We start from the raw sequence: 22278 nt of genomic DNA, 5'->3' as shown, positions 1-22278 counted from the left end.
TCCGCCTCCCAGGTCTTACGCTGCTCCCAGCGCGCCCTCCCCCACCCGCAGGGCGGGCGTCTTTCCGCCGCATCTCTTCCATGGGAGTCACCACCGTGACCGAAATGACCGACGGCGTCCTGCACACCCTGTTCCGTACGGAACAGGGTGGCCACGAGCAAGTCGTGCTGTGCCAGGACCGGGCCACGGGCCTCAAGGCCGTCATCGCCATCCACTCCACCGCCCTGGGCCCCGCCCTCGGCGGTACGCGCTTCCACGCGTACGCCTCGGACGAGGAAGCAGTCCGCGACGCGCTGAACCTCTCGCGCGGCATGTCGTACAAGAACGCCCTCGCCGGTCTCGACCACGGCGGCGGCAAGGCCGTCATCATCGGTGACCCGGACACCCTCAAGAGCGAGGAACTGCTGCTGGCCTACGGCCGGTTCGTGGACTCCCTCGGCGGCCGTTACGTGACCGCGTGCGACGTCGGCACGTACGTCGCGGACATGGACGTGGTCGCCCGCACCACCCGCTGGGCGACCGGCCGCTCCCCCGAGAACGGCGGCGCCGGCGACTCCTCGGTGCTCACCTCCTTCGGCGTGTTCCAGGGCATGCGCGCCAGCGCCCAGCACCTGTGGGGCGACCCGACGCTGCGCGGCCGCAAGGTCGCCGTCGCGGGGGTCGGCAAGGTCGGCAAGCACCTGGTCGAACACCTGCTGGAGGACGGCGCCGAGGTCGTGATCACCGATGTCCGCCAGGAGTCGGTGCAGGCCATCCTCGACAAGCACGCCACCGGCAAGTACGCGGGCAAGGTCACCGCCGTCGCCGGCACCGACGCACTGATCCGCGTCGAGGGCCTGGACATCTACGCACCGTGCGCGCTGGGCGGTGCGCTGAACGACGAGTCGGTGCCCGCCCTGACCGCCAAGGTCGTGTGCGGCGCCGCGAACAACCAGCTCGCGCACCCGGGCGTGGAGAAGGACCTCGCGGACCGCGGGATCCTCTACGCCCCCGACTACGTGGTGAACGCGGGCGGTGTCATCCAGGTCGCGGACGAGCTGCACGGCTTCGACTTCGACCGCTGCAAGGCGAAGGCGACGAAGATCTTCGACACCACGCTCGCCATATTCGCACGTGCGAAGGCGGACGGTATCCCGCCGGCCGCCGCGGCCGACCGGATCGCCGAGCAGCGGATGTCGGACGCCCGCGCCGCCCGCGCGCTCTGACCCGTCCCCGCCGGGCCCGGGGGACCCTCCGCCACCGCCGGAAGGGTCCCCCGGGCCGCAGGGGAGACGGAACTCACTGCGCTTCGGCGGGTCGCGAGCCGGGAAAGGGCTAAAATCGCAGCTGACCAGCGAGTACGGGGTGTCTCGTTGGTCCTGCACCGGGGCGCGTCATGCGGGCGGCGTACCGTATGGCCGCGGAAGCAGGTACCGTTGAACCCCTACGGACGGTCTCTTCGCGGAGAGCCCGCTCCGAACCATGAACGCGTGTCAGACTCTGGGGCCGTCGAGCCCCGTCACCGAGGGGGTCGAGCCATGGGGCGCGGCCGGGCCAAGGCCAAGCAGACAAAGGTCGCCCGCCAGCTGAAGTACAACAGCGGCGGGACTGACCTCTCGCGTCTGGCCAATGAGCTGGGCGCATCGCCGACAGAGCCGCTGCCTATCAGCGCGCCGGTCGAAGTCGATGACGATCTGGACGACGACGACCCGTACGCCAAGTACGCGGAGCTGTACAACAGCGATGACGACGAGGACGAGGACGAAGAGTCCGGTCCGTCGGCGCACCGTCGCGGCGCTTGACGCACACCGCGTCTGCCACGCTCAGAGTCTTGAGCGACTCGAAGTAGTGAAACCCGGTCCAGGGCATCGCCCCGGACCGGGTTTCAGTGCTGCTCAGCTCGCGTAGGAACCGGTGAGGGTCGCGCCCTCGGAGTGGTCGCCGCGGTCCAGGATCTCGCCGGCGACCCAGGCGTCGACGCCCCGGTCGGCCAGCGCGGTCAGGGCCACGTCCACCGACTCCTGCGGGACGACGGCCATCATGCCGACGCCCATGTTCAGGGTCTTCTCCAGCTCCAGCTGCTCCACCCGGCCGGTCCTGCCGGCCAGGTCGAAGATGGCGCCGGGGGCCCAGGTCGAGCGGTCGACCGTGGCGTGCAGGTGGTCCGGGATCACCCGGGCGAGGTTGGCCGCGAGGCCGCCGCCGGTGATGTGCGAGTACGCGTGGACCTCGGCCGTACGGGTGAGGGCCATGCAGTCCAGCGAGTAGATCTTGGTCGGCTCCAGCAGCTCCTCGCCGAGGGTCCGGCCGAGCTCCTCGACGTGCTGCTCCAGGGCCATCCCCGCCTGGTCGAGCAGGACGTGACGGACCAGCGAGTACCCGTTCGAGTGAAGGCCGGACGATGCCATGGCGATGACGGCGTCACCCGTACGGATGCGATCCGCGCCCAGCAGCCGGTCGTACTCGACCACACCCGTGCCCGCGCCCGCCACGTCGAAGTCGTCCGGGCCCAGCAGACCCGGGTGCTCGGCGGTCTCGCCGCCCACCAGGGCGCAGCCGGCGAGGACACAGCCCTCGGCGATGCCCTTGACGATGGCCGCGACACGCTCGGGGTGCACCTTGCCGACGCAGATGTAGTCGGTCATGAAGAGCGGCTCCGCGCCGCAGACGACGATGTCGTCCATGACCATCGCGACCAGGTCGTGGCCGATGGTGTCGTACACGCCGAGCCGGCGGGCGATGTCCACCTTGGTGCCGACGCCGTCGGTGGCGGAGGCGAGCAGGGGGCGCTCGTACCGCTTGAGGGCGGAGGCGTCGAAGAGGCCGGCGAAACCGCCGAGGCCGCCGAGGACCTCGGGGCGCTGCGTCTTCTTCACCCACTCCTTCATGAGTTCGACGGCGCGGTCTCCCGCTTCGATGTCGACACCTGCTGCTGCGTAGCTGGCACCGGTGGTCTTCTCTGTCATGACAGGAGAGAGCTTTCGTGTCGTTACTGCGGGTGGTGCACGGCCCTGGGAAAAGCCTGAAAGACAGGGCCGGGCGCAGGTTGAACGGGATGGGGCGGGGCGGACCCGTCCGGGGGGACGGGTCCGGCGCGTCCTACGGGCGCCGGAGCGCGTCGGCGGCGTCGGTGCCGCCCGCGAGCTCGGACTCCAGGAGCTGCTTGCCGAGCAGCTGCGGGTCGGGCAGCTCCATCGGGTACTCGCCGTCGAAGCAGGCACGGCAGAGGTTGGGCTTCTGGATGGTGGTCGCCTCGACCATCGCGTCGAGCGAGATGTACGAGAGCGAGTCGGCGCCGAGCGACGTGGCGATCTCGTCGACCGTCATGCCGTTGGCGATCAGCTCGGCCCGGGTGGCGAAGTCGATGCCGAAGAAGCACGGCCACTTCACCGGCGGCGAGGAGATCCGGATGTGGACCTCGGCCGCGCCGGCCTCGCGGAGCATCTTGACCAGGGCGCGCTGGGTGTTGCCGCGGACGATCGAGTCGTCGACGACCACGAGGCGCTTGCCGCGGATGACTTCCTTGAGCGGGTTGAGCTTGAGGCGGATGCCGAGCTGGCGGATCGTCTGCGAGGGCTGGATGAAGGTCCGGCCGACGTAGGCGTTCTTGACCAGGCCGGACCCGTACGGGATCCCGCTGGCCTCCGCGTAGCCGACCGCGGCGGGCGTGCCGGACTCCGGCGTCGCTATCACCAGGTCCGCTTCGACCGGGGCTTCCTTGGCCAGGCGCCGGCCCATCTCGACACGCGAGAGGTAGACGTTCCGGCCCGCGATGTCGGTGTCCGGGCGCGCCAGGTAGACGTACTCGAAGACACAGCCCTTGGGCTTCGCTTCCGCGAATCGGGAGGTCCGCAGGCCGTTCTCGTCGATCGCGATGAGCTCACCCGGCTCGACCTCGCGGACGAAGCTGGCGCCGCAGATGTCGAGGGCGGCGGTCTCGCTGGCGACCACCCAGCCGCGCTCCAGGCGGCCGAGGACCAGCGGGCGGATGCCCTGCGGGTCACGGGCGGTGTAGAGGGTTCCCTCGTCCATGAAGACGAGCGAGAACGCGCCCTTGACCTGCGGGAGGACCTTGGCGGCCGACTCCTCGATGGTCAGGGGCTTGCCGTCGTCATCGGTCTGGCCGGCCAGCAGGGCGGTGACCAGGTCGGTGTCGTTGGTGGCTGCGACCTGGGTGGCACGGCCGTCCTGACGGGGAAGGTCGGCGACCATCTCCGCGAGCTCGGCGGTGTTCACCAGGTTGCCGTTGTGACCCAGGGCGATCGAGCCGTGGGCGGTCGCGCGGAAAGTGGGCTGCGCGTTCTCCCAGACCGAAGCCCCGGTGGTCGAATAGCGGGCGTGACCGACCGCGATATGACCTTGGAGCGATCCGAGAGAGGTTTCGTCGAAGACTTGGGAAACGAGGCCCATGTCCTTGAAGACGAGGATCTGGGAACCGTTGCTCACAGCGATTCCCGCGGACTCTTGTCCACGGTGCTGCAGCGCATACAGTCCGAAGTAGGTGAGCTTGGCGACCTCTTCACCCGGAGCCCAGACACCGAAGACGCCGCAAGCGTCCTGGGGGCCCTTTTCGCCGGGGAGCAGGTCGTGGTTGAGTCGTCCATCACCACGAGGCACGCTTCCGAGTGTAGGCGAGATCGACCACTGGTCCGAATTGGGGACGGCCGGGAAATCTCACAGCACACAGGGTGACCGGACGCTTCCGTCTCGGTATCCGGAACTCATTGTTGACAGGTACGCGGGCATTCGACAGGCTCTCGGCCCATGCAGCCCCTCGGTGACCGCGCCGTCACCCTCGTCGAGCGCCGACACGTGGACCTGGTCCGTGTCGCGAGCGCCATCTGTCGCTGCTCCGCGTAGTCACACGCCGCTGACCCGCGCGCTTCCCTCGCCGCCTTCCGATTCCCTTCGCGCTCCCGTCCGCGCGCCCCCTTACCGCTCCCCGCCGGAGCCCGTTCCGCCGTGCCGTGCGCCGTCCCGCGCCGCCCGGAGCCGGGCCGGCGGGCCGTGCCTTGGAGTACTTGTGACCACGTACGAATCCCCCCTGTCCCGGCGTGCCTTCGGCGGCGCGGTGGGTGTGAGCGCGGCCGCCGCCGCGGTGGGCCTGGGCTCGGCGCCCGCCGCGGCCCGGGCGCGGCAGGACACCGCCGCCGGGACCCCGGAGACCGACCGCGGCGAGCAGGAGTTCCGGGCGGCGCGGGGACGTCACTCCCGGCGCCCGAACATCCTGTTCATCCTCGGTGACGACCTCGGCTGGGCGGACCTGTCCTCCTACGGCTCCCCGCACATCAAGACCCCGAACCTGGACCGGCTGGGCCGCCAGGGCGTCCGCTTCACCGACGCCTACTCGGGCTCCGCGACCTGCTCCCCGACCCGGTTCAGCCTGTACACGGGCCGCTACCCGGGCCGTACGAAGGGCGGCCTGGCGGAGCCGATCGCGGACAAGTCGGCCGGACTGGAGCCCACGCACCCCACGTTGGCCTCGCTGCTGCGCGACCGCGGGTACGCCACGGCGCTGATCGGCAAGTGGCACTGCGGCTACCTGCCCGACTACAGCCCGACCCGTTCGGGCTGGGACGAGTTCTTCGGGAACTTCGGCGGGGCGCTGGAGTACTACTCCAAGCTGGGCCTGAACGGCGAGTACGACCTGTACGAGGGCGACGCCGAGTACAAGGACCTGCGCTACTTCACGCGGATCATCACCGAGCGGGCGAGCGAGTACGTCTCCCGCGACCACCACGGCAAGCCCTGGCTGCTGAACCTCAACTTCACCACCCCGCACTGGCCGTGGATCGCGGAGGGGGACACCGCGGAGAGCGCCGAGATCGTCAGGCGGATCAAGGCGGGCGACCCCCGGGCGCTGTGGCACCAGGACGGCGGGTCGGTCGAGAAGTACCGGCAGATGGTGGAGGACCTGGACCGCTCCGTCGGCGAGGTGTTGAAGGCACTCGAACGGTCGGGGCAACAGGAGGACACCCTGGTCGTCTTCGCCAGCGACAACGGCGGCGAGCGCTTCTCCTACAACTGGCCGCTGTCGGGCAACAAGGCGTCCTTGCAGGAGGGCGGCATCCGGGTGCCGACGCTCGTGCGCTGGCCCGCCCGGCTGGACGGCGGTCAGGTCAGCCGCGTCCCGGTGTTCAGCCCGGACTGGACGGCGACGCTGCTGGAGCTGGCGGGCGCCCGACCGCACCCGGCGTATCCGCTGGACGGGGTGAGCCTCGCCGGGTACCTGCTGCGCGGGGAGCGGCTCGCGGAGCGGGACCTGTTCTGGCGGGTGCGCGGGGAGCGGGCGCTGCGCCGCGGGGACTGGAAGTACTACCAGGGCAAGAGCGGGCGCGACCAGCTCTTCAACCTGGCCGGGGACGTGCGCGAGCAGGCCGACAAGGCGGCCGTGGAACCGGAGCGGCTGGCCCGGTTGCGGGCGGCGTGGGAGAAGACGAACGCGGGGCTGCTGCCGTACCCGGGGTGAGGCGTCACTCCGCCGCGGAGGCCGCCTCGGCGATCAGGCCGGAGCCGTCGGCGCCGGTGAGGGTCAGGGTCCGGCCGTGGACCTGCCAGCCGAGCGGGCCGCCGCCGAACAGGGCGGTCAGGGCCCGTTCGACCTCGCCGGCGCCTCCCGCGCAGGCCATGCGGGTCGAGGCGATCGGCCCGAAGGTGAGGGAGGCGCCCTCGACGGTGGCCTTCGCCGTGAACCGGTTGCAGCCGAGACCGCCGCTCGCCGCGCCGTCGGGGGCGAGGGTGAAGCGGGCCTTCCCGGCGGCTTCGGCGGACACGGGGGAGGCCGCTCCGCCCCGGGTCAGGGCCGTGACGGTCCACCCGGTGGCGGTCAACGGGGCGTCGGCCGGGGGCTCCGGGGAGGATTTCCCGTCGACGGTCCCGGTGTGGACGGGCCGGGGCGCGGCGTCCTGCGCACCGCAGGCGCAGACTCCGACGAGCGCGAGGACGGCGGCCAGGGCGGCGGGGAGCGCGGGACGTTGCGTACGCATGCCCCTGGGACGGACGGCACGCCCGGCCGGTTCCCCGCTCAGCTCATCAGGGGCAGCAGCGCCGACAGGTCCGCCCGCTCACCGCTGGCCCGTACCCGGGCTTCGCGCACCTCCTCGGCCCAGCCGGTCCGGCCCGTCGCCAGCCGCAGCCAGGTCAGCGGGTCGGTCTCGACCACGTTCGGCGGGGTGCCCCGGGTGTGGCGGGGCCCCTCGACGCACTGGACCACCGCGAAGGGCGGGATCCGCACCTCGACCGAGCCGCCGGGCGCGGTGACGGCGAGGGCGTCGGCGAGCAGCCGGGTGCAGGCGGCGAGGGCCTGCCGCTCGATCGGGACGTCCAGTCCGGCGGCCCGGTTCAGGTCATCGGTGTGCACCACGAGTTCAACGGTCCGGGTGACCAGGAAGTCCCCGAGGGTCATGGCCCCGATCCACAGGCTCAGCACCCGGCGGTCCGGGTTGGCTTCGAGCGCCTCGGCCAGCCGCGCCCCGGCGCGCTCGTACAGCTCAGGCAGCGGCGCCCCGGCCAGGGTCTCCTTCGCCGCCTCGGCGATCTTCCCGGCGAGCGACGCGGTGGCGGAGGGCCATTCGACGGCCGTCAGCTCCGGGACGGCGGCGGGCGGCCGGGCCAGACCCGCGGCCAGCGAGTCCGCGATCCACGCGATGTGCGCGGCCAGGTCCCCGACCGTCCACCGGCCGAGCGTGGTGGGCCGGGCCAGCTGCTCGGGAGTCAGCTCCCGTACGGCGTCCGCGACATGGCCGAATTGGGCCGTGACGGCGGCGCGGATCTTCGCGGGGTCGTAGGTGCGCGTTTTCCTCTTCGCGGGCGGCATGGCCCGACCCTACTCGGGGCGGCCGACGCACGAGCCCCCGCCCGCAGGGCGCGGGCGGGGGCTCGTGGGGAAGACGACGGGATCAGGCGAGGAGCGCCGGGATCGTCGCCTCGTGGGCGGTACGCAGTTCCGCGAGCGGGATGGTGAACTCGCCCTGGACCTCGATCTCCTCGCCGTCGACCACGCCGATGCGGGTGGCCGGCAGGCCCCGCGCACCGCACATGTCGGTGAAGCGGAGTTCCTCGCTGCGCGGGACCGCCACGATGGCGCGGCCCGCGGACTCGGAGAACAGGAAGGTGAAGGCGTCCAGGCCTTCCGGGACCACGACCCGCGCGCCGTTGCCGCCGCGCAGGCAGGACTCGGTGAGCGCCTGGATCACGCCGCCGTCCGACAGGTCGTGCGCGGCGTCGATCATGCCGTCGCGCGAGGCCGAGATCAGGATCTCGCCGAGCAGCTTCTCGCGGCCGAGGTCCACCTTGGGCGGCATGCCGCCGAGGTGCTGGTGGACGACCTCGGACCACGCCGAGCCGCCGAACTCCTCGGCCGTGTCGCCGAGCAGGTAGAGCAGCTGGCCGGCCTCCGCGAACGCCATCGGCGTACGGCGGTTGACGTCGTCGATCACACCGAGGACCGCCACGACCGGGGTCGGGTGGATCGCGATGTCACCGGTCTGGTTGTAGAGCGAGACGTTGCCGCCGGTCACCGGCGTGCCCAGCTCCAGGCAGCCGTCGGCGAGACCGCGGGTGGCCTCGGCGAACTGCCACATGACGCCCGGGTCCTCGGGGGAGCCGAAGTTCAGGCAGTCGGAGATGGCCAGCGGCTTGGCGCCGGTCGCGGCGACGTTGCGGTACGCCTCCGCCAGGGCCAGCTGCGCGCCCGTGTACGGGTCGAGCTTCGCGAAGCGGCCGTTGCCGTCGGTGGCCATCGCGACGCCGAGGCCGGTCTCCTCGTCGATGCGGACCATGCCGGCGTCCTCGGGCTGTGCGAGCACCGTGTTGCCCTGCACGAAACGGTCGTACTGGTCGGTGACCCAGGACTTCGAAGCCTGGTTCGGCGACGAGACCAGCGCCAGGACCTGCGCGCGCAGTTCCTCGGAGGTCGCCGGCCGCGGCAGCTTGCCCGCGTCGTCGGCCTGGAGCGCGTCCTGCCACTCGGGGCGGGCGTAGGGGCGGTGGTAGACCGGTCCCTCGTGGGCGACGGTGCCCGGGGGCACGTCCACGATCTGCTCGCCGTGCCAGAAGATCTCCAGGCGTTCGCCGTCGGTGACTTCACCGATGACGGTGGCGATGACGTCCCACTTCTCGCAGATCTCCATGAAGCGGTCGACGTGCTGGGGCTCGACGATCGCGCACATGCGTTCCTGCGACTCGCTCATGAGGATCTCCTCGGGCGAGAGGGTCGCGTCGCGCAGCGGGACGGTGTCCAGCTCGACGCGCATGCCGCCGGAACCGGCGGAGGCCAGCTCGCTCGTGGCGCAGGACAGCCCGGCGCCGCCGAGGTCCTGGATGCCGGCGACCAGCTTCTCCTTGAAGATCTCCAGGGTGCACTCGATGAGGAGCTTCTCCTGGAAGGGGTCGCCGACCTGGACGGCGGGGCGCTTGGTCGGCTTGCTGTCGTCGAACGTCTCGGACGCGAGGACCGAGACGCCGCCGATGCCGTCGCCGCCGGTGCGGGCACCGTAGAGGACGACCTTGTTGCCGGGGCCGGAGGCCTTGGCGAGGTGGATGTCCTCGTGCTTCATCACGCCGATGCAGCCGGCGTTGACCAGCGGGTTGCCCTGGTAGCAGGCGTCGAAGACGACCTCGCCGCCGATGTTGGGCAGGCCCAGGCAGTTGCCGTAGCCGCCGATGCCCGCGACGACGCCCGGCAGTACGCGCTTGGTGTCGGGGTGGTCGGCCGCGCCGAAGCGCAGCGGGTCCACCACGGCGACGGGGCGGGCGCCCATGGCGAGGATGTCGCGGACGATGCCGCCGACGCCGGTGGCCGCGCCCTGGTAGGGCTCGATGTACGAGGGGTGGTTGTGCGACTCGACCTTGAAGGTGACCGCGTAGCCCTGGCCGACGTCGACGACACCGGCGTTCTCGCCGATGCCGACGAGCATGGCCGTGTTCTCGGGGGCCTTGTCGCCGAACTGCTTCAAGTGGACCTTGCTGCTCTTGTACGAGCAGTGCTCGGACCACATGACGGAGTACATGGCGAGCTCGGCGCCGGTGGGACGGCGGCCGAGGATCTCCCGGATCCGGGCGTACTCGTCCTCCTTGAGGCCGAGTTCCTTCCAGGGCTGCGCCGCGTCCGGGGTCTCGGTGGCGTTCTTGATGGTGTCGAGGCTCATGCGCTGACCAGCTTCTTCAGGACCGACGTGAAGAACGGGAGGCCGTCGGTGCGGCCCGTCCCGATCAGCGGCTCGACCGCGTGCTCGGGGTGCGGCATGAGGCCGAGGACGTTGCCGGCGGCGTTGGTGATGCCGGCGATGTCCCGCAGCGAGCCGTTCGGGTTCCCGTCGAGGTACCGGAAGGCCACTCGGCCTTCGGCCTCCAGTTCGTCGAGCGTGCGCTCGTCGGCGGTGTAGCGGCCGTCCATGTTCTTGAGCGGGATGGAGATCTCCTGGCCGGCTTCGTAGTCGCCGGTCCAGGCACCTCCCGCGTTCTCCACGCGCAGCTTCTGCTCGCGGCAGATGAAGTGCAGGTGGTTGTTGCGGAGCATCGCCCCCGGCAGCAGGTGGGCTTCGGTCAGGACCTGGAAGCCGTTGCAGATGCCGAGGACCGGCATGCCGGCCTTGGCCTGCTCGATGATGGTCTCCATCACCGGCGAGAACCGGGAGATGGCCCCGGCGCGCAGGTAGTCCCCGTAGGAGAAGCCGCCCGCGAGGACGACCGCGTCGACCTGGTGGAGGTCCTTGTCGCGGTGCCACAGCGAGACGGGCTCGGCTCCGGCGAGGCGCACGGCGCGCAGTGAGTCACGGTCGTCGAGCGTTCCGGGGAACGTGACGACTCCGATGCGAGTGGTCACCGTCAGGCCTCGACCTTCACGGTGAAGTCTTCGATGACGGTGTTGGCGAGGAACGTTTCGGCCATCTTGTGGATGCGGTCGAGGGCGGCCTGGTCGACCGGTCCCTCCACCTCCAGTTCGAAGCGCTTCCCCTGGCGGACGTCGGCGATCCCGTCGAATCCCAGGCGCGGCAGTGCACGCTGCACCGCCTGGCCCTGGGGGTCGAGGATCTCCGGCTTGAGCATGACGTCGACTACGACGCGTGCCATCGGGCACTCCCGTGTGGTGGTTGGTGCGAAGGCGGTTCCTCCAGCGTACCCGCCCGAAATTTCTACGCGGGTAGATATCCCGGCGCCCCCACAGGTGTGCCGTTTCTGCTTCACCAACGCTTCGCAAAATCCACCGGAAAACCACTCGCCCGCCATTGCGGCCGGACACGCGGAGACAATTAACTGGGCTTCGCAATTCAATGAGAATCGCGGTACAAAGGATTCAGTCGGGATTCCGACCGATTGACGCATTGCTCCGAAACATCCACACAGGCGACATCCCCGCACGTCAGTACGCGGTGACCTCGCACGAAGGGACCGATATCCGTGGCGCAGCGCGTAGTAGTCACGCTCTCCGATGACATCGACGGCGGAGAAGCGGCGGAAACGGTCTCGTTCGCCCTGGACGGTAAGTCGTACGAGATCGACCTCAATCCGGCCAACGCAAAGAAACTGCGGAAGGGCCTGGCGCCTTACGTGGCCGCCGGCCGCCGGCAGGCCCGCTCGGGCAAGGCGTACCGGCACACCAGCATCGCCCCCGACCCGGCCGCCGTACGCGCCTGGGCCCGGTCGAACGACCACGACGTGCCGCCGCGCGGCCGGATCCCGAAGCGGGTCTACGAGGCCTACAACGCTGCCCACTGACCCCGGATTTGCCATCCACCCCCTCTGATCGGCTAGTGTGTGGATCACGCCGAGGGGCCAGACCGCAGGTCAAAGCCCCGAAGTCGTGCGGGTGTAGTTCAGTAGCAGAACACCCCCCTTCCAGGGGGGAGGCGCAGTGTGCAATCCCTGTCACCCGCTCTGCACGCTTTACCGGCCACGGTCGTGGATCAGGTAGAGTGATGCACGCACCGCAACGGCACGTGTGTCGGAGCGAGCATGCGGACGTAGCTCAGTTGGTAGAGCACCACCTTGCCAAGGTGGATGTCGCGCGTTCGAGTCGCGTCGTCCGCTCAGAAGACGAAGGCCCTGATCATCGATCAGGGCCTTCGTCGTTCGTCCAGCAAGCCGGGGGCCCAGACGTGCCGATGATGACCGGGTGGTGGCGCAGCCGCGGCACCGCGGGCAAGGTCGAGCTGTACACCCGCTGGTCGTTCCACTCCTTCGTGGTGCTCGAAATCGCTTCGTTCGGCCTCGGCGCGCTCGCGTCCGCCACCGGGGACGGTCCCGAACGGTCCCCCTGGGCCGTCGCCCTCGCCCTGTTCCTCCTGGTGTGCGTCCAGTCCGTCCTCGTCGGCGCCCTCTCCTCCCAGGCCCTGGACTGGCTCACGGAACGCCGCGACCGCCCCGTACGGCTCGCGGTCTTCACGGCCGCCTTCACGGGCGCGGCCTGCCTGACCACCCTCGTCCTGGTGAGGACCGGGCAGGTGGACGCGGCCGTGGCCCCGCCCCCGGTGCTCGGCATGACCGGATTCGCCTGCGGATCGTTCGCCCTGTGCGTCAGGCGCGTCCGGCACGTGACCTACGGCCCCGTGGCCGCGGCGGCCTTCACCGGCGCGGCGGTGCTCGCCCTGGGCCTCCCGGCGGGCGATGCGCTCGGGTACGTCATAGGGGTGCTGGGCGCCGGATTCTTCCTCTGCGTCACCTGCCGGTTCTCCGCGTGGCTGCTGCAGACCGTGCACGAGCTGGACCGCTCACGGGAGTACCAGGCACGCCTGGCGGTGGCGGAGGAGCGGCTGCGGTTCGGGCGGGACCTGCACGACGTGATGGGCCGCAACCTGGCGGTGATCGCGCTCAAGAGCGAGCTCGCCGTGCAGCTGGCGCGGCGCGAACGTCCCGAGGCGGTGGAGCAGATGATCGAGGTTCAGCGGATCGCGCGCGAGTCCCAGCGGGAGGTACGGGACGTCGTGCGCGGGTACCGGGAGGCAGACCTCGCGGTGGAACTGGAGGGCGCCCGGGGGGTGCTGAGCGCCGCGGGGATGGACTGCCGGGTCGAGTTCGAGTCCGGACGGGCGCTGCCGCCCGAGGTGCAGTCCGCGCTGGGCTGGGTGGTCCGGGAGGCCACCACCAACGTACTGCGGCACGGTGACGCCCGCAGCTGCCTGATCCGGCTGACGGCCGGCGAGGGACCGGACGGCCCCCTGACGCTGCTGGTGGAGAACGACGGCGCCCCGGCCGCGGCTCCCTCCGGGCCGCCCGGGTCGGGCCTGGCCGGGCTGCGCGAGCGGCTCGCGGTCGTCGACGGCTCCCTGCGGGCCGGGCCCGTGGAAGGCGGCCGGTTCCGGCTGGTCGCGCAGGTCCCCGGCCCGCGGACGCGGACGGCGGAGGTGGGTGCGTGAACCCCGTGCGCGTGCTGCTGGCCGACGACGAGCACCTGATCCGCGGGGCGCTGGCCGCGCTGCTGGCCCTGGAGGACGACCTGCTGGTCGTCGCCGAGGCGGCAACGGGGCCGGAGGCGCTCGCCATGGCCCGGGCCCACCGGCCGGACGTGGCGGTCCTGGACCTCCAGATGCCGGGGGCGGACGGTGTGAGCGTGGCCACATCGCTGCGGTCCGAACTCCCGGACTGCAAGGTCATGATCGTGACGAGCCACGGGCGTCCCGGCCACCTCAAGCGGGCCCTGGCGGCGGGCGTACGGGCCTTCGCGCCGAAGACCGTCTCGGCGCAGCGGCTGGCCGAACTGATCCGGACCGTGCACGCCGGAGGGCGTTATGTGGACCCGGAGTTGGCGGCCGACGCGATCAGCGCCGGGGACTCCCCGCTGACCGCGCGCGAGGCGGAGGTCCTGGAACTGGCCGGGGACGGGGCGCCGGTCGCGGAGATCGCGGAGCGGGCGCACCTGTCCCCGGGGACGGTACGCAACTACCTGTCCTCGGCGGCGACGAAGCTGGGAGCGGAGAACCGGCACGCGGCGGTGCGTCTCGCACGCGAGCGGGGTTGGGTATAGTAGGTCTCGCGTTACGGCGCATGCGGACATAGCTCAGTTGGTAGAGCACCACCTTGCCAAGGTGGATGTCGCGCGTTCGAGTCGCGTTGTCCGCTCAGCGTGAGAAGCCCCCGGTCCTCGGACCGGGGGCTTCTTCGTGTTCAGGACTCGGTGGTCGCGGTCTGCGTCGGGGCGCCGTGCTGGGTCGCCCAGCTGAGGCCCGTGAGCCGCTCGTAGGCCTCGATGTACTTCGCGCGGGTCTGCTCGACCACCTCGCGGGGCAGCGGCGGCGGCGGGAGCTCGCCCTTCGGGTCCCAGCCGGATTCGGGGGAGTTCAGCCAGTTCCGCACGTACTGCTTGTCGTACGAGAACTGGGTGCGGCCCGGCTGCCACTGGTCGGCCGGCCAGAAGCGCGAGGAGTCCGGGGTCAGGACCTCGTCGGCGGCGACGAGCGTGCCGTCCGCCGCGTGGCCGAACTCGAACTTGGTGTCGGCGAGGATGATCCCGCGGTCGCGGGCGATGTCGCGGGCGCGGCTGTAAACGGCCAGGGTGAGCTGGCGCAGCGCCGCCGCGGTATCGGCGCCGGCGGTCCGCGCGACCTCCTCGTAGGACACGTTCTCGTCGTGCTCGCCGACCTCGGCCTTGGCCGCCGGGGTGAAGATCGGGGCGGGCAGCTCGGAGCCGTCCACGAGCCCCTCGGGGAGCGCGAGTCCGCAGACGGTACGGGTCTGGCGGTACTCGACGAGCCCGGAGCCGGTGAGGTAGCCGCGCGCCACGCACTCGACGGGGACCATGTCGAGGCTGCGGCAGACCATCGTGCGGCCGGCCCAGTCGGCGGGGGCGCCGGCGGGCAGCTCGGTGCTGATCACGTGGTTGGGGACGAGGTCGGCGAGCTGGTCGAACCACCACAGGGAGAGCTGGGTGAGGACCCGCCCCTTGTCCGGGATCTCGGTGGGCAGCACCCAGTCGAAGGCGGACATCCGGTCGCTGGCGACCATGACGAGGTTGCCGTCCTCGTTGCGGTAGAGGTCGCGCACCTTCCCGGTGTGGAGGTGGACGAGGCCGGGCACCTGAACCGGCTCGGGCTTTTCGACGAATCCGGACACGGGGTCTCCCTGTGGTTCTGTACGAGCGCGACCCCATTGTCCCGTATCCGGCGCAGCGGCCCGACTGCGGGGGCGGGTCAGTCCCGCTTGCAGATCCGGTCGAGGAGGTTGGCGGTGGCCCGCTGCACGCGCTCGTCGACGTGGCCCGGGCGGTCGAGGGCGGGGGACCAGGCGAAGGTGCCGGAGGCGAAGACGAGGGCCCCGCTGGGCGCCCGGTAGAGGGACGTCTCCTGGTGGCGCTTGGCGCCCTCGCTGTCGAGGTACGGGGAGTGCGCGAGCAGGATCCGGTCCTGGTGCTCGGGCAGTTGGGTGCGCGGGAAGTACCGGTCGGCCTCGCCGGCGACCAGGCCGTCGAGCTCGTCGTTCTCGGCGGCCCCGGTGGCGTCCCACAGCCAGTGACCGGCGTTGCGCACCACCAGGGGAGCGGGTTCCGGGACCCGGCCCGCGTACTGGATGCCGAGCAGCTGCTGCTCCGGGCGGTCGACCTCCCGCCAGAGGCTGGGGCGGCCCGGGCCACGGCGTTTTCGGCAGGTGAGGAGCCGGTCGGGGACCCCGGAGGGCGAGGGGCCGAGCTCGACCTGCCAGTACATGGTGTTGGCGGAGAGGAACACCAGGGACGTGCCGTGCTCGCGGGCGCGCTCGACGGTGCGGCGCATGGGGGCCGACCAGTACTCGTCGTGGCCGGGGAAGACCAGGCCCCGGTAGCGGGTCGGGTCGACGCGGCCGGCGTGCAGGTCGCGGGTGTCGGCGTAGGCGAGGTCGTAGCCGTAGCGCTCGGCCCAGCGGATGAAGTCGTAGGCGTGGCCCACGTGCAGGGGCAGGCCCGCGCCCGCGTACGGGCGGTCGAAGGACACGGTGATCGCCGCGTCCTGCTCGCCCAGCAGCCGGCCCTGCTCGTCCCAGGCGTGGTAGAGGCTCGCGCCGGTGTGGCCGTCCTCCGGGTAGAGGTTGTAGGCCTGCCAGGTGATGTCCGGGAGCAGCAGGAGCAGGTCGGCGCGGTGGTCGTCGCGGACCGTGAAGGGGATGTGGGAACGGTAGCCGTCGAGGGTGGTGAGGACGGCGACGTACGCGCCCAGGCGCCAGTACGAGGGCACCTGGAGCCGCCACGACAGCCACCAGTGGTGGCAGGAGACCGTGCGGTCGGCGGTGAGCGGGGCCGGCTGGACGATGCCGGAGAGCCGGGGGCTCGAATGGATCTTGCTGGCGCCGTCCCCGCCGTAGTGGCCGATGCGGTAGATGTCGACCGAGAACTGCTGGGGCGGATCGACGGTGATGTGGAAGTCGATGGCCTCGCCGGGGGCTACGGCTCCGGTGGAGGCGAAGCCCTTGATCTGCCGGTGCACGTCATCGGCGGTGCGCGGGCCGCCGTTGCTGCGGGCGCGGGGGATCTGGCCGGGGGCGACGGCCGGGTCGACGTACCAGGGCACCACGTGGCCGGTGTCGTCGAAGTACAGCTCGCTGCCCCGGAACCAGGGCAGCGGGCCCTGGCCGAAGGGGTCGGTCACCGCGTGCGCGAGCGCACCTGACTCCCACCGCCGGATCTGGTCCGTAGCCATACCGCTGTTCCCCTCCCTCACTCCCCCGAACGCACATACACGGTTCCCCAGCACATCACATAACGCACGCACTCCGTCACCGTTCGTCGCGAAAAGACCTCTCCGAGACCAACTTGGGAGGGAAGCGGCCCGCAGTGCGGCGCCGTCGGCCCCTCTCGGGCCGGCTCCCGGGCCCTCCCGGGGCCACTCCGGGGCCGGCTCCCAGGCCTCGCGCCCGGGCCCGCGCCCGCGCCCGGGCCCGCGCCCGGGCCCGCGGCCGAGCCGTCCGGCGGGCCCGACGGCTGTCCCGTGCTCCGCGGGGGGGGCAGGCCTCAGACGAGCCGGACCGGCTTCTCCGGGCGTACGCCGATGGCCGCGAGCCAGGCCCGCAGGGGCTCGGGGTCGCCGTCCTCCACCAGGCACAGCACGCTCGGCGCGAGGTCCGAGCGGCGCTCGCCCGCCACCCGCAGCACCGGACCGTCCAGCCAGTCCAGGCCGGGCTCCGCGCCTGCCGAGTCCACCGCCGCGCAGCACACCAGCGCCGTCACGTGGTCGGCCAGCAGGTCCCGGCCGCTCCTCGGCGCCTGGAGCGGGAACAGGGGCACCGCGTCCGCGGTGCGCGCCTTGCCCCCGGCGGGCTCCGGGACGCCCGCGGCGGACCGTTCCTCCGCGGCCAGGTGCCCGGCCAGCAACTCCCCGGCGGCGCCCTGCCCAGCGGTGTCGGTGAGGAAGCCCAGGACCCGCTCCACGGGAGGCCCCGCCGGGACGGCCAGCGCGTCGAGGGCCGCGTGCAGCCGGGCCGCCTCCAGGCGCCACTTGCGGTCCACGACCTGCTCCGGGTACTCCGCCCAGTCCACGGGCGACCACTGCGGTCCGGCTTCGGCCGGGCCCCCGTGGAAGAGCCGCGCGGCCAGCAGCGAAGCGGCCTCGTCCACGGCGCCCGGCTGCTCCAGCAGGTCACAGGCGGGCCGCTCGCCCAGCCGCGAGGTGAACCCCTCGGCCAGCCGGTCCCGCCGGGACAGTTCGGTCAGCGCGGAGACCACCCCGGCATCGAGCCGCGCCGGCCAGCGCCCCATCCGCCAGGCCGGCAGCGCGACCCGCGTGAGCAGCCGGTCCCAGCCCGCGTAGGCGAGCCCGACCTGCTCCTGGGCCATGATGCGCAGCCCGTAGTCCACGTCCTGGGCGCGGTCGGAGGCGGCGGCCGCCACCCCGCGCTCCATCTCCGCCGCGTCCACCCGGCACAGGCGCAGCAGCAGTCCGGCCGGCCCGGCGATCCAGCCGAGCCCGCGTCTGGAGCCCACGTCCACCGCGGCGTCCAGCCCCCGGACGAAACCGCGCGCGTCGGCTATGTCGGGGTGCGCGGAGGGACCCGTACCGGCGATGACGGGCGCGAGTACGGCGCGGAGCTCCGCGACCCGCATCCACCACAGGAACGGCGAGCCGATCACCAGCACCGGGGCCGCCCCGGGCTCCGACTCGGGCCGGCCCGCCGCGATGCCGGACCGGCGGTGGGCCGGGTGCGTACGGTCCTCCAGCCAGCTGTCGCAGTCGGGGGTCAGGGCTATCGCGGAGGGCGCGGGCACGTCCATCCGGTCGGCGAGGTCCCGCACGAGCCGGTAGAGGTCGGGCGCGGCCGCCTCCGACAGCGGCACCGTCGGCGTCAGGGCGGGGCCGGCGCGCAGCACCACCGCGGCGAAGGTCCCGCCGACGAGCAGCACCAGCGCGGCGACCACGCAGACGACGAGGATCACGGCGGGCCAGGGGTCCCCGGCCAGCCGGCCGGTCATCCGGGCGGCCACCAGCACCACGGCGACGGCGGCCGGCAGCAGCACGACGGCCGCCGCCCGGCTGCGCACGCGCAGCACGGCGAGGGCACGGGAACGCGCGGACGGCACGCCCACTTCAGCGATCGAACCGATTCCGGACACGGCCGGACCTCACCCCCTCTGCCCTGCGGCGGCTTTGCTCACTCCCCCACTGTGACACCCGCCACTGACATCGCAATGCCGGTGGGCCATGTGCCGGAATGCTTGCGCCGCACCCTAGTTGGGACGCGGCCGGGCGTCAGGCAGACCGCGACACGATCACCCGATGGAATGGCTTTGGGTAAAGCTGGCCGCCTTCGAACGCGGCTGGATGCATTCGCACGCGCGGGCCCGGGCGCGCTCTGCGCACCCGGGCCCGCGGAAGGCGTGGAGCCGCTGCTCAGCGGCCTTCGGCCGCCTTGGCCGCGATGTCCGTACGGTGCTGCGAGCCGTCGAGCCCGATCCGCGCGACGGCCTTATACGCCCGCTCCCGCGCCTGCGCCAGATCGGAACCGGTCGCCGTCACCGACAGCACCCGACCGCCGGCGCTGACGACCGCGTCGCCCTCGCGGCGGGTCCCGGCGTGCAGGACGTAGGCCTCCGGGGCGTCCTCGGCGGCCACCTCGGCCAGGCCCTCGATGGGGTCCCCGGTCCGCGGGGTGTCGGGGTAGTTGTGCGAGGCGATGACGACCGTGACGGCCGCGTCCTCGCGCCAGCTCAGCGGGGGCTCGGCGTGCAGGGTGCCCTGGGCGGCGTTCAGCAGCACGCGCGCCAGCGGCGTGCGCAGCCGGGCCAGGACGACCTGGGTCTCGGGGTCGCCGAACCGGGCGTTGAACTCGATGACCCGCACGCCGCGCGAGGTGATCGCGAGTCCGGCGTAGAGGAGGCCGGAGAAGGGCGTGCCGCGGTGGCGCAGCTCGTCCACGGTCGGCTGCAGGACGCTCTCCATGACCTCGTCGACGAGCTTCGGGTCGGCCCAGGGCAGCGGGGAGTACGCGCCCATGCCCCCGGTGTTGGGACCCTCGTCGCCGTCGAGCGCGCGCTTGAAGTCCTGCGCGGGCTGGAGCGGCAGTACGGTCACGCCGTCGGTGATGGCGAAGAGGGAGACCTCGGGGCCGTCGAGGAACTCCTCGATGACGACGCGGTCGCAGGCCAGCGCGTGGGCGCGGGCCGCGGCCCGGTCCTCGGTGACCACGACGCCCTTGCCGGCCGCCAGGCCGTCGTCCTTGACCACGTACGGCGCGCCGAAGGCGTCGAGGGCGGCGTCCACCTCTTCCGGGGTGGTGCAGACGTAGCTGCGCGCGGTCGGGACCGCGGCCGCCGCCATCACGTCCTTGGCGAAGGCCTTGGAGCCCTCCAGCTGCGCCGCCTCGGCGGACGGGCCGAAGACGGGGATGCCCGCGGTGCGGACGGCGTCGGCGACTCCGGCGACCAGCGGGGCCTCCGGGCCGATGACGACGAGATCGGCGCCGAGCTCGGTGGCCAGGCGGGCCACGGCCCCACCGTCGAGGGCGTCGACCGGGCGCAGCTCGGCCACCTCGGAGATGCCGGCGTTGCCGGGAGCGCAGTACAGCGCGTTGACGTCGGGGTCGAGGGACAGAGAGCGGCACAGGGCGTGTTCGCGGGCGCCGCCGCCGATGACGAGGACCTTCACGACATGCAGCCTAGCCCGGGTGGCCGGGCCCGCTTCGTGCGGCCACCCAATTACGGGCCTCTACTCGTTCGTGTATTCCTCTATAACGGTGGCTCCGAGCTCGCGCACGATCAGGTCGTGTCCCGTCAGTGCGCTCTCGACGAGGTCGGGGTCGTCCTCCTCGGGGACGTCGTCCTCGGGGGCGACCGGCGGGGGCGGCTGGTACGCGGGCTGCTGCGGGGCGGGCGGCGCCTGCTGGTGCTGCTGGGGCGGCTGGTACGCGGGCTGCTGGGGCTGGGTCGGAGGCTGCTGCGACGGGGGCGGGGCAGGAGCCGCGGGCGGCGTGTACGGGCCCGGGCCCGGGCCGACCGGCTGTCCTCCGCCGCCTCCCACCACCGCGTCGATCTTCCAGTGGACCTGGAACTGCTCGGCCAGGACCGCCTTGAGGACGTCTTCGCTGCCGCTGCTCGCGAAGTTGTCGCGGGCGCCGACGTTGGGGAAACCGAGCTGGAGGGTCGTCCCGTCGAAGCCGGTGACCTGGGCGTTCTGGCTGAGCAGGATCCAGGTGAAACGGCGGCGGTTCTTCACGGCCTCCAGCACGCCGGGCCACATCGCCTGCACCTGGCCGACGCCGGCCGCCATCCCGGGGGAGGGCGCGGCGGGCGCCGCCGGTGCGGCGGGCTGCTGCTGCACGGAAGCCGGGGCGGGGGCGGGCGGGGCGGCGGAGGCCGCGGTGGGCCAGGCTCCGGCGGCAGGGGCACCGCCACCCGGCCGTGCCGTCCCGGGCCAAGCGCCGGGCGGGGCGGCGGCGGGGGCCTGCGCGGGTGCCTGGACCGCGGGCTGCGGCTCCGGCCGGGACTCGGGCTGCGGCTGGTGCTGCGGCTCCGGCTCCGGCTCGGGTTCGGGGGTCCGTACGGCGGCACGCGCCGCGGCGACACCCCCGGCGGGACCGGCCGGGGCCATCGGGTGCGCCTCGGGCCCGGGCACGTACCCCATGGCGGGCGCAGCGGGCACGGCGGCCGCGCTCGGCATCCCGGCGGCCGCGGAGGCGCCCGCGGCGGCGGCGGCGAACCCGGTCCTCTCCAGCCGGTCGAGCCGCGCCTGGAAGGACCGCTCGTCATCGAAGGCGGCGGGCAGCAGCACCCGGGCGCAGATCAGCTCCAGCTGGAGCCGGGGCGAGGTGGCCCCGCGCATCTCCGTGAGCCCGGTGTTGACCAGGTCGGCGGCCCGCGACAGCTCGGCCGCGCCGAACACGGAGGCCTGGGCCTGCATGCGCTCGACGACATCGGCCGGGGCGTCGATGAGCCCCTTCTCCCCGGCATCGGGCACGGCCGCCAGGATCACCAGGTCGCGCAGCCGCTCCAGCAGGTCGGCGACGAACCGGCGCGGGTCGTTCCCGCCCTCCACGACGCGGTCCACGACCTCGAAGGCGGCGGCTCCGTCCCCGGCGGCGAAGGCGTCGATGACGGAGTCCAGCAGCGAGCCGTCCGTGTACCCGAGCAGGGAGGTCGCCATGGCGTACGTCACACCCTGGTCGGCGGCGCCCGCGAGCAGCTGGTCCATCACCGACATCGAGTCACGTACCGACCCGGCCCCCGCCCGCACCACGAGCGGCAGCACACCGTCCTCGACGGTGGCCCCCTCCCGCGCGCAGACCTCGCCCAGGTACTCGCGCAGGGTGCCGGGGGGCACGAGCCGGAAGGGGTAGTGGTGCGTCCGGGACCGGATCGTCCCGATGACCTTCTCCGGCTCGGTGGTGGCGAAGATGAATTTCAGGTGCTCCGGGGGCTCCTCGACCACCTTCAGCAGGGCGTTGAAGCCCGCCGAGGTGACCATGTGCGCCTCGTCGATGATGTAGATCTTGTAGCGGCTGGACGCCGGGCCGAAGAACGCCTTTTCCCGCAGGTCACGGGCGTCGTCCACACCACCGTGCGAGGCGGCGTCGATCTCGATGACGTCGATGGACCCGGGGCCGTTGCGCGCGAGGTCGCGGCAGGACTGGCACTGCCCGCAGGGGTCGGGAGTGGGACCTTGCTCACAGTTCAGGCACCGGGCGAGGATCCGCGCGCTGGTGGTCTTGCCGCAGCCGCGTGGCCCGCTGAACAGGTACGCGTGATTGACCCGGTTGTTCCGCAGGGCCTGCATCAGCGGGGCAGTGACATGCTCCTGCCCGATGACCTCGGCGAACGACTCGGGGCGGTAGCGGCGGTACAGCGCAAGGGACGACACGTCTACGAGGTTATCCGGGCCCACCGACAACGGCGGCCCACCGCACCCC

At 72.3% G+C, this 22278-nt stretch carries 19 protein-coding genes and 3 tRNA genes; 10 read left to right on the top strand and 12 right to left on the bottom strand.

From position 1 onward, the window contains the following. Window positions 1–95: 95 nt before the first annotated feature. Complete coding sequence (locus OHA81_RS16950) at window positions 96–1205, top strand: Leu/Phe/Val dehydrogenase (RefSeq protein WP_329196906.1); 1110 nt, start codon at window positions 96–98, stop codon at window positions 1203–1205. A gap of 312 nt (window positions 1206–1517) precedes the next feature. After that, complete coding sequence (locus OHA81_RS16945; RefSeq protein ID WP_136210589.1) at window positions 1518–1781, top strand: DUF3073 domain-containing protein; 264 nt, start codon at window positions 1518–1520, stop codon at window positions 1779–1781. A 93-nt stretch (window positions 1782–1874) separates the two neighbouring features. Here OHA81_RS16945 and purM read toward each other — a convergent pair whose 3' ends face one another. Both purM and purF read right to left on the bottom strand, forming a co-directional pair. After that, entirely contained in the window at window positions 1875–2945 is a 1071-nt protein-coding gene (purM, locus tag OHA81_RS16940; protein WP_329196903.1) for a phosphoribosylformylglycinamidine cyclo-ligase, read from the bottom strand. A gap of 133 nt (window positions 2946–3078) precedes the next feature. After that, window positions 3079–4596: an amidophosphoribosyltransferase gene (gene purF / locus OHA81_RS16935; RefSeq protein WP_329196901.1), complete on the bottom strand. Its 1518-nt coding sequence runs from the start codon at window positions 4594–4596 to the stop codon at window positions 3079–3081. A 147-nt stretch (window positions 4597–4743) separates the two neighbouring features. Between purF and OHA81_RS34620 the strand changes: the two genes are divergently transcribed. After that, a complete protein-coding gene (locus tag OHA81_RS34620) occupies window positions 4744–4839 on the top strand; it encodes a putative leader peptide (protein WP_352211348.1) in 96 nt (31 codons plus the stop codon). A 163-nt stretch (window positions 4840–5002) separates the two neighbouring features. After that, the gene (locus OHA81_RS16930) at window positions 5003–6448 is read left to right on the top strand and encodes a sulfatase family protein (protein ID WP_329196899.1); all 1446 of its coding nucleotides are present in this window, start codon (window positions 5003–5005) and stop codon (window positions 6446–6448) included. A gap of 4 nt (window positions 6449–6452) precedes the next feature. On the opposite strand, the gene OHA81_RS16925 is transcribed toward OHA81_RS16930, so the two are convergent. The 5 genes from OHA81_RS16925 to purS form a co-directional block, all read right to left on the bottom strand. Then, a complete protein-coding gene (locus tag OHA81_RS16925) occupies window positions 6453–6965 on the bottom strand; it encodes an META domain-containing protein (RefSeq protein WP_329196897.1) in 513 nt (170 codons plus the stop codon). Between the two features lie 38 nt (window positions 6966–7003). Beyond that, the gene (locus tag OHA81_RS16920; RefSeq protein ID WP_329196894.1) at window positions 7004–7795 is read right to left on the bottom strand and encodes a maleylpyruvate isomerase family mycothiol-dependent enzyme; all 792 of its coding nucleotides are present in this window, start codon (window positions 7793–7795) and stop codon (window positions 7004–7006) included. An 82-nt stretch (window positions 7796–7877) separates the two neighbouring features. Then, window positions 7878–10127, bottom strand: coding sequence for a phosphoribosylformylglycinamidine synthase subunit PurL (purL, locus tag OHA81_RS16915; protein WP_329196892.1), 2250 nt, complete (start codon window positions 10125–10127; stop codon window positions 7878–7880). Continuing rightward, window positions 10124–10804 carry a phosphoribosylformylglycinamidine synthase subunit PurQ gene (gene purQ, locus OHA81_RS16910; RefSeq protein ID WP_329196890.1) on the bottom strand — a complete coding sequence of 227 codons (681 nt, stop codon included), beginning with the start codon at window positions 10802–10804 and terminating at the stop codon, window positions 10124–10126. Before purQ ends, purL begins: the two co-directional genes overlap by 4 nt. 2 nt (window positions 10805–10806) lie before the next feature. Further along, window positions 10807–11052, bottom strand: coding sequence for a phosphoribosylformylglycinamidine synthase subunit PurS (gene purS / locus OHA81_RS16905; protein WP_042801325.1), 246 nt, complete (start codon window positions 11050–11052; stop codon window positions 10807–10809). A 327-nt stretch (window positions 11053–11379) separates the two neighbouring features. Here purS and OHA81_RS16900 point away from each other — a divergent pair, with 327 nt between their 5' ends. From OHA81_RS16900 to OHA81_RS16875, 6 genes are all read left to right on the top strand, one after another. Beyond that, window positions 11380–11697 (top strand): histone-like nucleoid-structuring protein Lsr2, encoded by a 318-nt coding sequence (locus OHA81_RS16900; RefSeq protein ID WP_329196887.1) that lies wholly within the window; start codon window positions 11380–11382, stop codon window positions 11695–11697. Between the two features lie 87 nt (window positions 11698–11784). Further along, window positions 11785–11856 (top strand) — tRNA-Gly (locus OHA81_RS16895). A gap of 80 nt (window positions 11857–11936) precedes the next feature. Beyond that, a tRNA-Gly gene (locus OHA81_RS16890) sits at window positions 11937–12009 on the top strand. A gap of 68 nt (window positions 12010–12077) precedes the next feature. Continuing rightward, a complete protein-coding gene (locus tag OHA81_RS16885) occupies window positions 12078–13334 on the top strand; it encodes a sensor histidine kinase (protein WP_443056562.1) in 1257 nt (418 codons plus the stop codon). Further along, window positions 13331–13942 (top strand): response regulator transcription factor, encoded by a 612-nt coding sequence (locus tag OHA81_RS16880; RefSeq protein ID WP_329196885.1) that lies wholly within the window; start codon window positions 13331–13333, stop codon window positions 13940–13942. The genes OHA81_RS16885 and OHA81_RS16880 overlap by 4 nt, the downstream gene beginning before the upstream one ends. A 22-nt stretch (window positions 13943–13964) precedes the next feature. After that, a tRNA-Gly gene (locus OHA81_RS16875) sits at window positions 13965–14037 on the top strand. A 45-nt stretch (window positions 14038–14082) separates the two neighbouring features. Here the strand turns inward: OHA81_RS16875 and OHA81_RS16870 are convergent. From OHA81_RS16870 to OHA81_RS16850, 5 genes are all read right to left on the bottom strand, one after another. Further along, window positions 14083–15027, bottom strand: a complete 945-nt coding sequence (locus OHA81_RS16870) for a phosphoribosylaminoimidazolesuccinocarboxamide synthase (protein ID WP_329196883.1) — start codon at window positions 15025–15027, stop codon at window positions 14083–14085. A gap of 77 nt (window positions 15028–15104) precedes the next feature. Next, window positions 15105–16583, bottom strand: coding sequence for a N,N-dimethylformamidase beta subunit family domain-containing protein (locus tag OHA81_RS16865; protein ID WP_329196881.1), 1479 nt, complete (start codon window positions 16581–16583; stop codon window positions 15105–15107). Between the two features lie 311 nt (window positions 16584–16894). Next, on the bottom strand, window positions 16895–18490 hold the full coding sequence (locus OHA81_RS16860) for a hypothetical protein (protein WP_329196880.1): 1596 nt from the start codon (window positions 18488–18490) through the stop codon (window positions 16895–16897). Window positions 18491–18767: 277 nt separating this feature from the next. Beyond that, the gene (gene purD, locus OHA81_RS16855) at window positions 18768–20021 is read right to left on the bottom strand and encodes a phosphoribosylamine--glycine ligase (protein WP_329196878.1); all 1254 of its coding nucleotides are present in this window, start codon (window positions 20019–20021) and stop codon (window positions 18768–18770) included. A gap of 60 nt (window positions 20022–20081) precedes the next feature. After that, window positions 20082–22229, bottom strand: coding sequence for a DNA polymerase III subunit gamma and tau (locus OHA81_RS16850; RefSeq protein ID WP_329196876.1), 2148 nt, complete (start codon window positions 22227–22229; stop codon window positions 20082–20084). Window positions 22230–22278 lie beyond the last annotated feature (49 nt).

The sequence above is a fragment of the Streptomyces sp. NBC_00667 genome (assembly GCF_036226825.1).
In the GTDB taxonomy this organism is placed as follows: domain Bacteria; phylum Actinomycetota; class Actinomycetes; order Streptomycetales; family Streptomycetaceae; genus Streptomyces.
The sequence above is the reverse complement of the archived record's forward strand: the minus strand, read 5'-3'. Positions and strand labels throughout refer to the sequence as shown.

Bases quoted from the DNA above. Each gene is read 5' to 3' on its own strand.
- OHA81_RS16945 (WP_136210589.1), top strand. From the start codon at position 1,518: ATGGGGCGCGGCCGGGCCAAGGCCAAGCAGACAAAGGTCGCCCGCCAG.
- purM (WP_329196903.1), bottom strand. From the start codon at position 2,945: ATGACAGAGAAGACCACCGGTGCCAGCTACGCAGCAGCAGGTGTCGAC.
- OHA81_RS34620 (WP_352211348.1), top strand. From the start codon at position 4,744: ATGCAGCCCCTCGGTGACCGCGCCGTCACCCTCGTCGAGCGCCGACAC.
- OHA81_RS16925 (WP_329196897.1), bottom strand. From the start codon at position 6,965: ATGCGTACGCAACGTCCCGCGCTCCCCGCCGCCCTGGCCGCCGTCCTC.
- OHA81_RS16920 (WP_329196894.1), bottom strand. From the start codon at position 7,795: ATGCCGCCCGCGAAGAGGAAAACGCGCACCTACGACCCCGCGAAGATC.
- purL (WP_329196892.1), bottom strand. From the start codon at position 10,127: ATGAGCCTCGACACCATCAAGAACGCCACCGAGACCCCGGACGCGGCG.
- purS (WP_042801325.1), bottom strand. From the start codon at position 11,052: ATGGCACGCGTCGTAGTCGACGTCATGCTCAAGCCGGAGATCCTCGAC.
- OHA81_RS16865 (WP_329196881.1), bottom strand. From the start codon at position 16,583: ATGGCTACGGACCAGATCCGGCGGTGGGAGTCAGGTGCGCTCGCGCAC.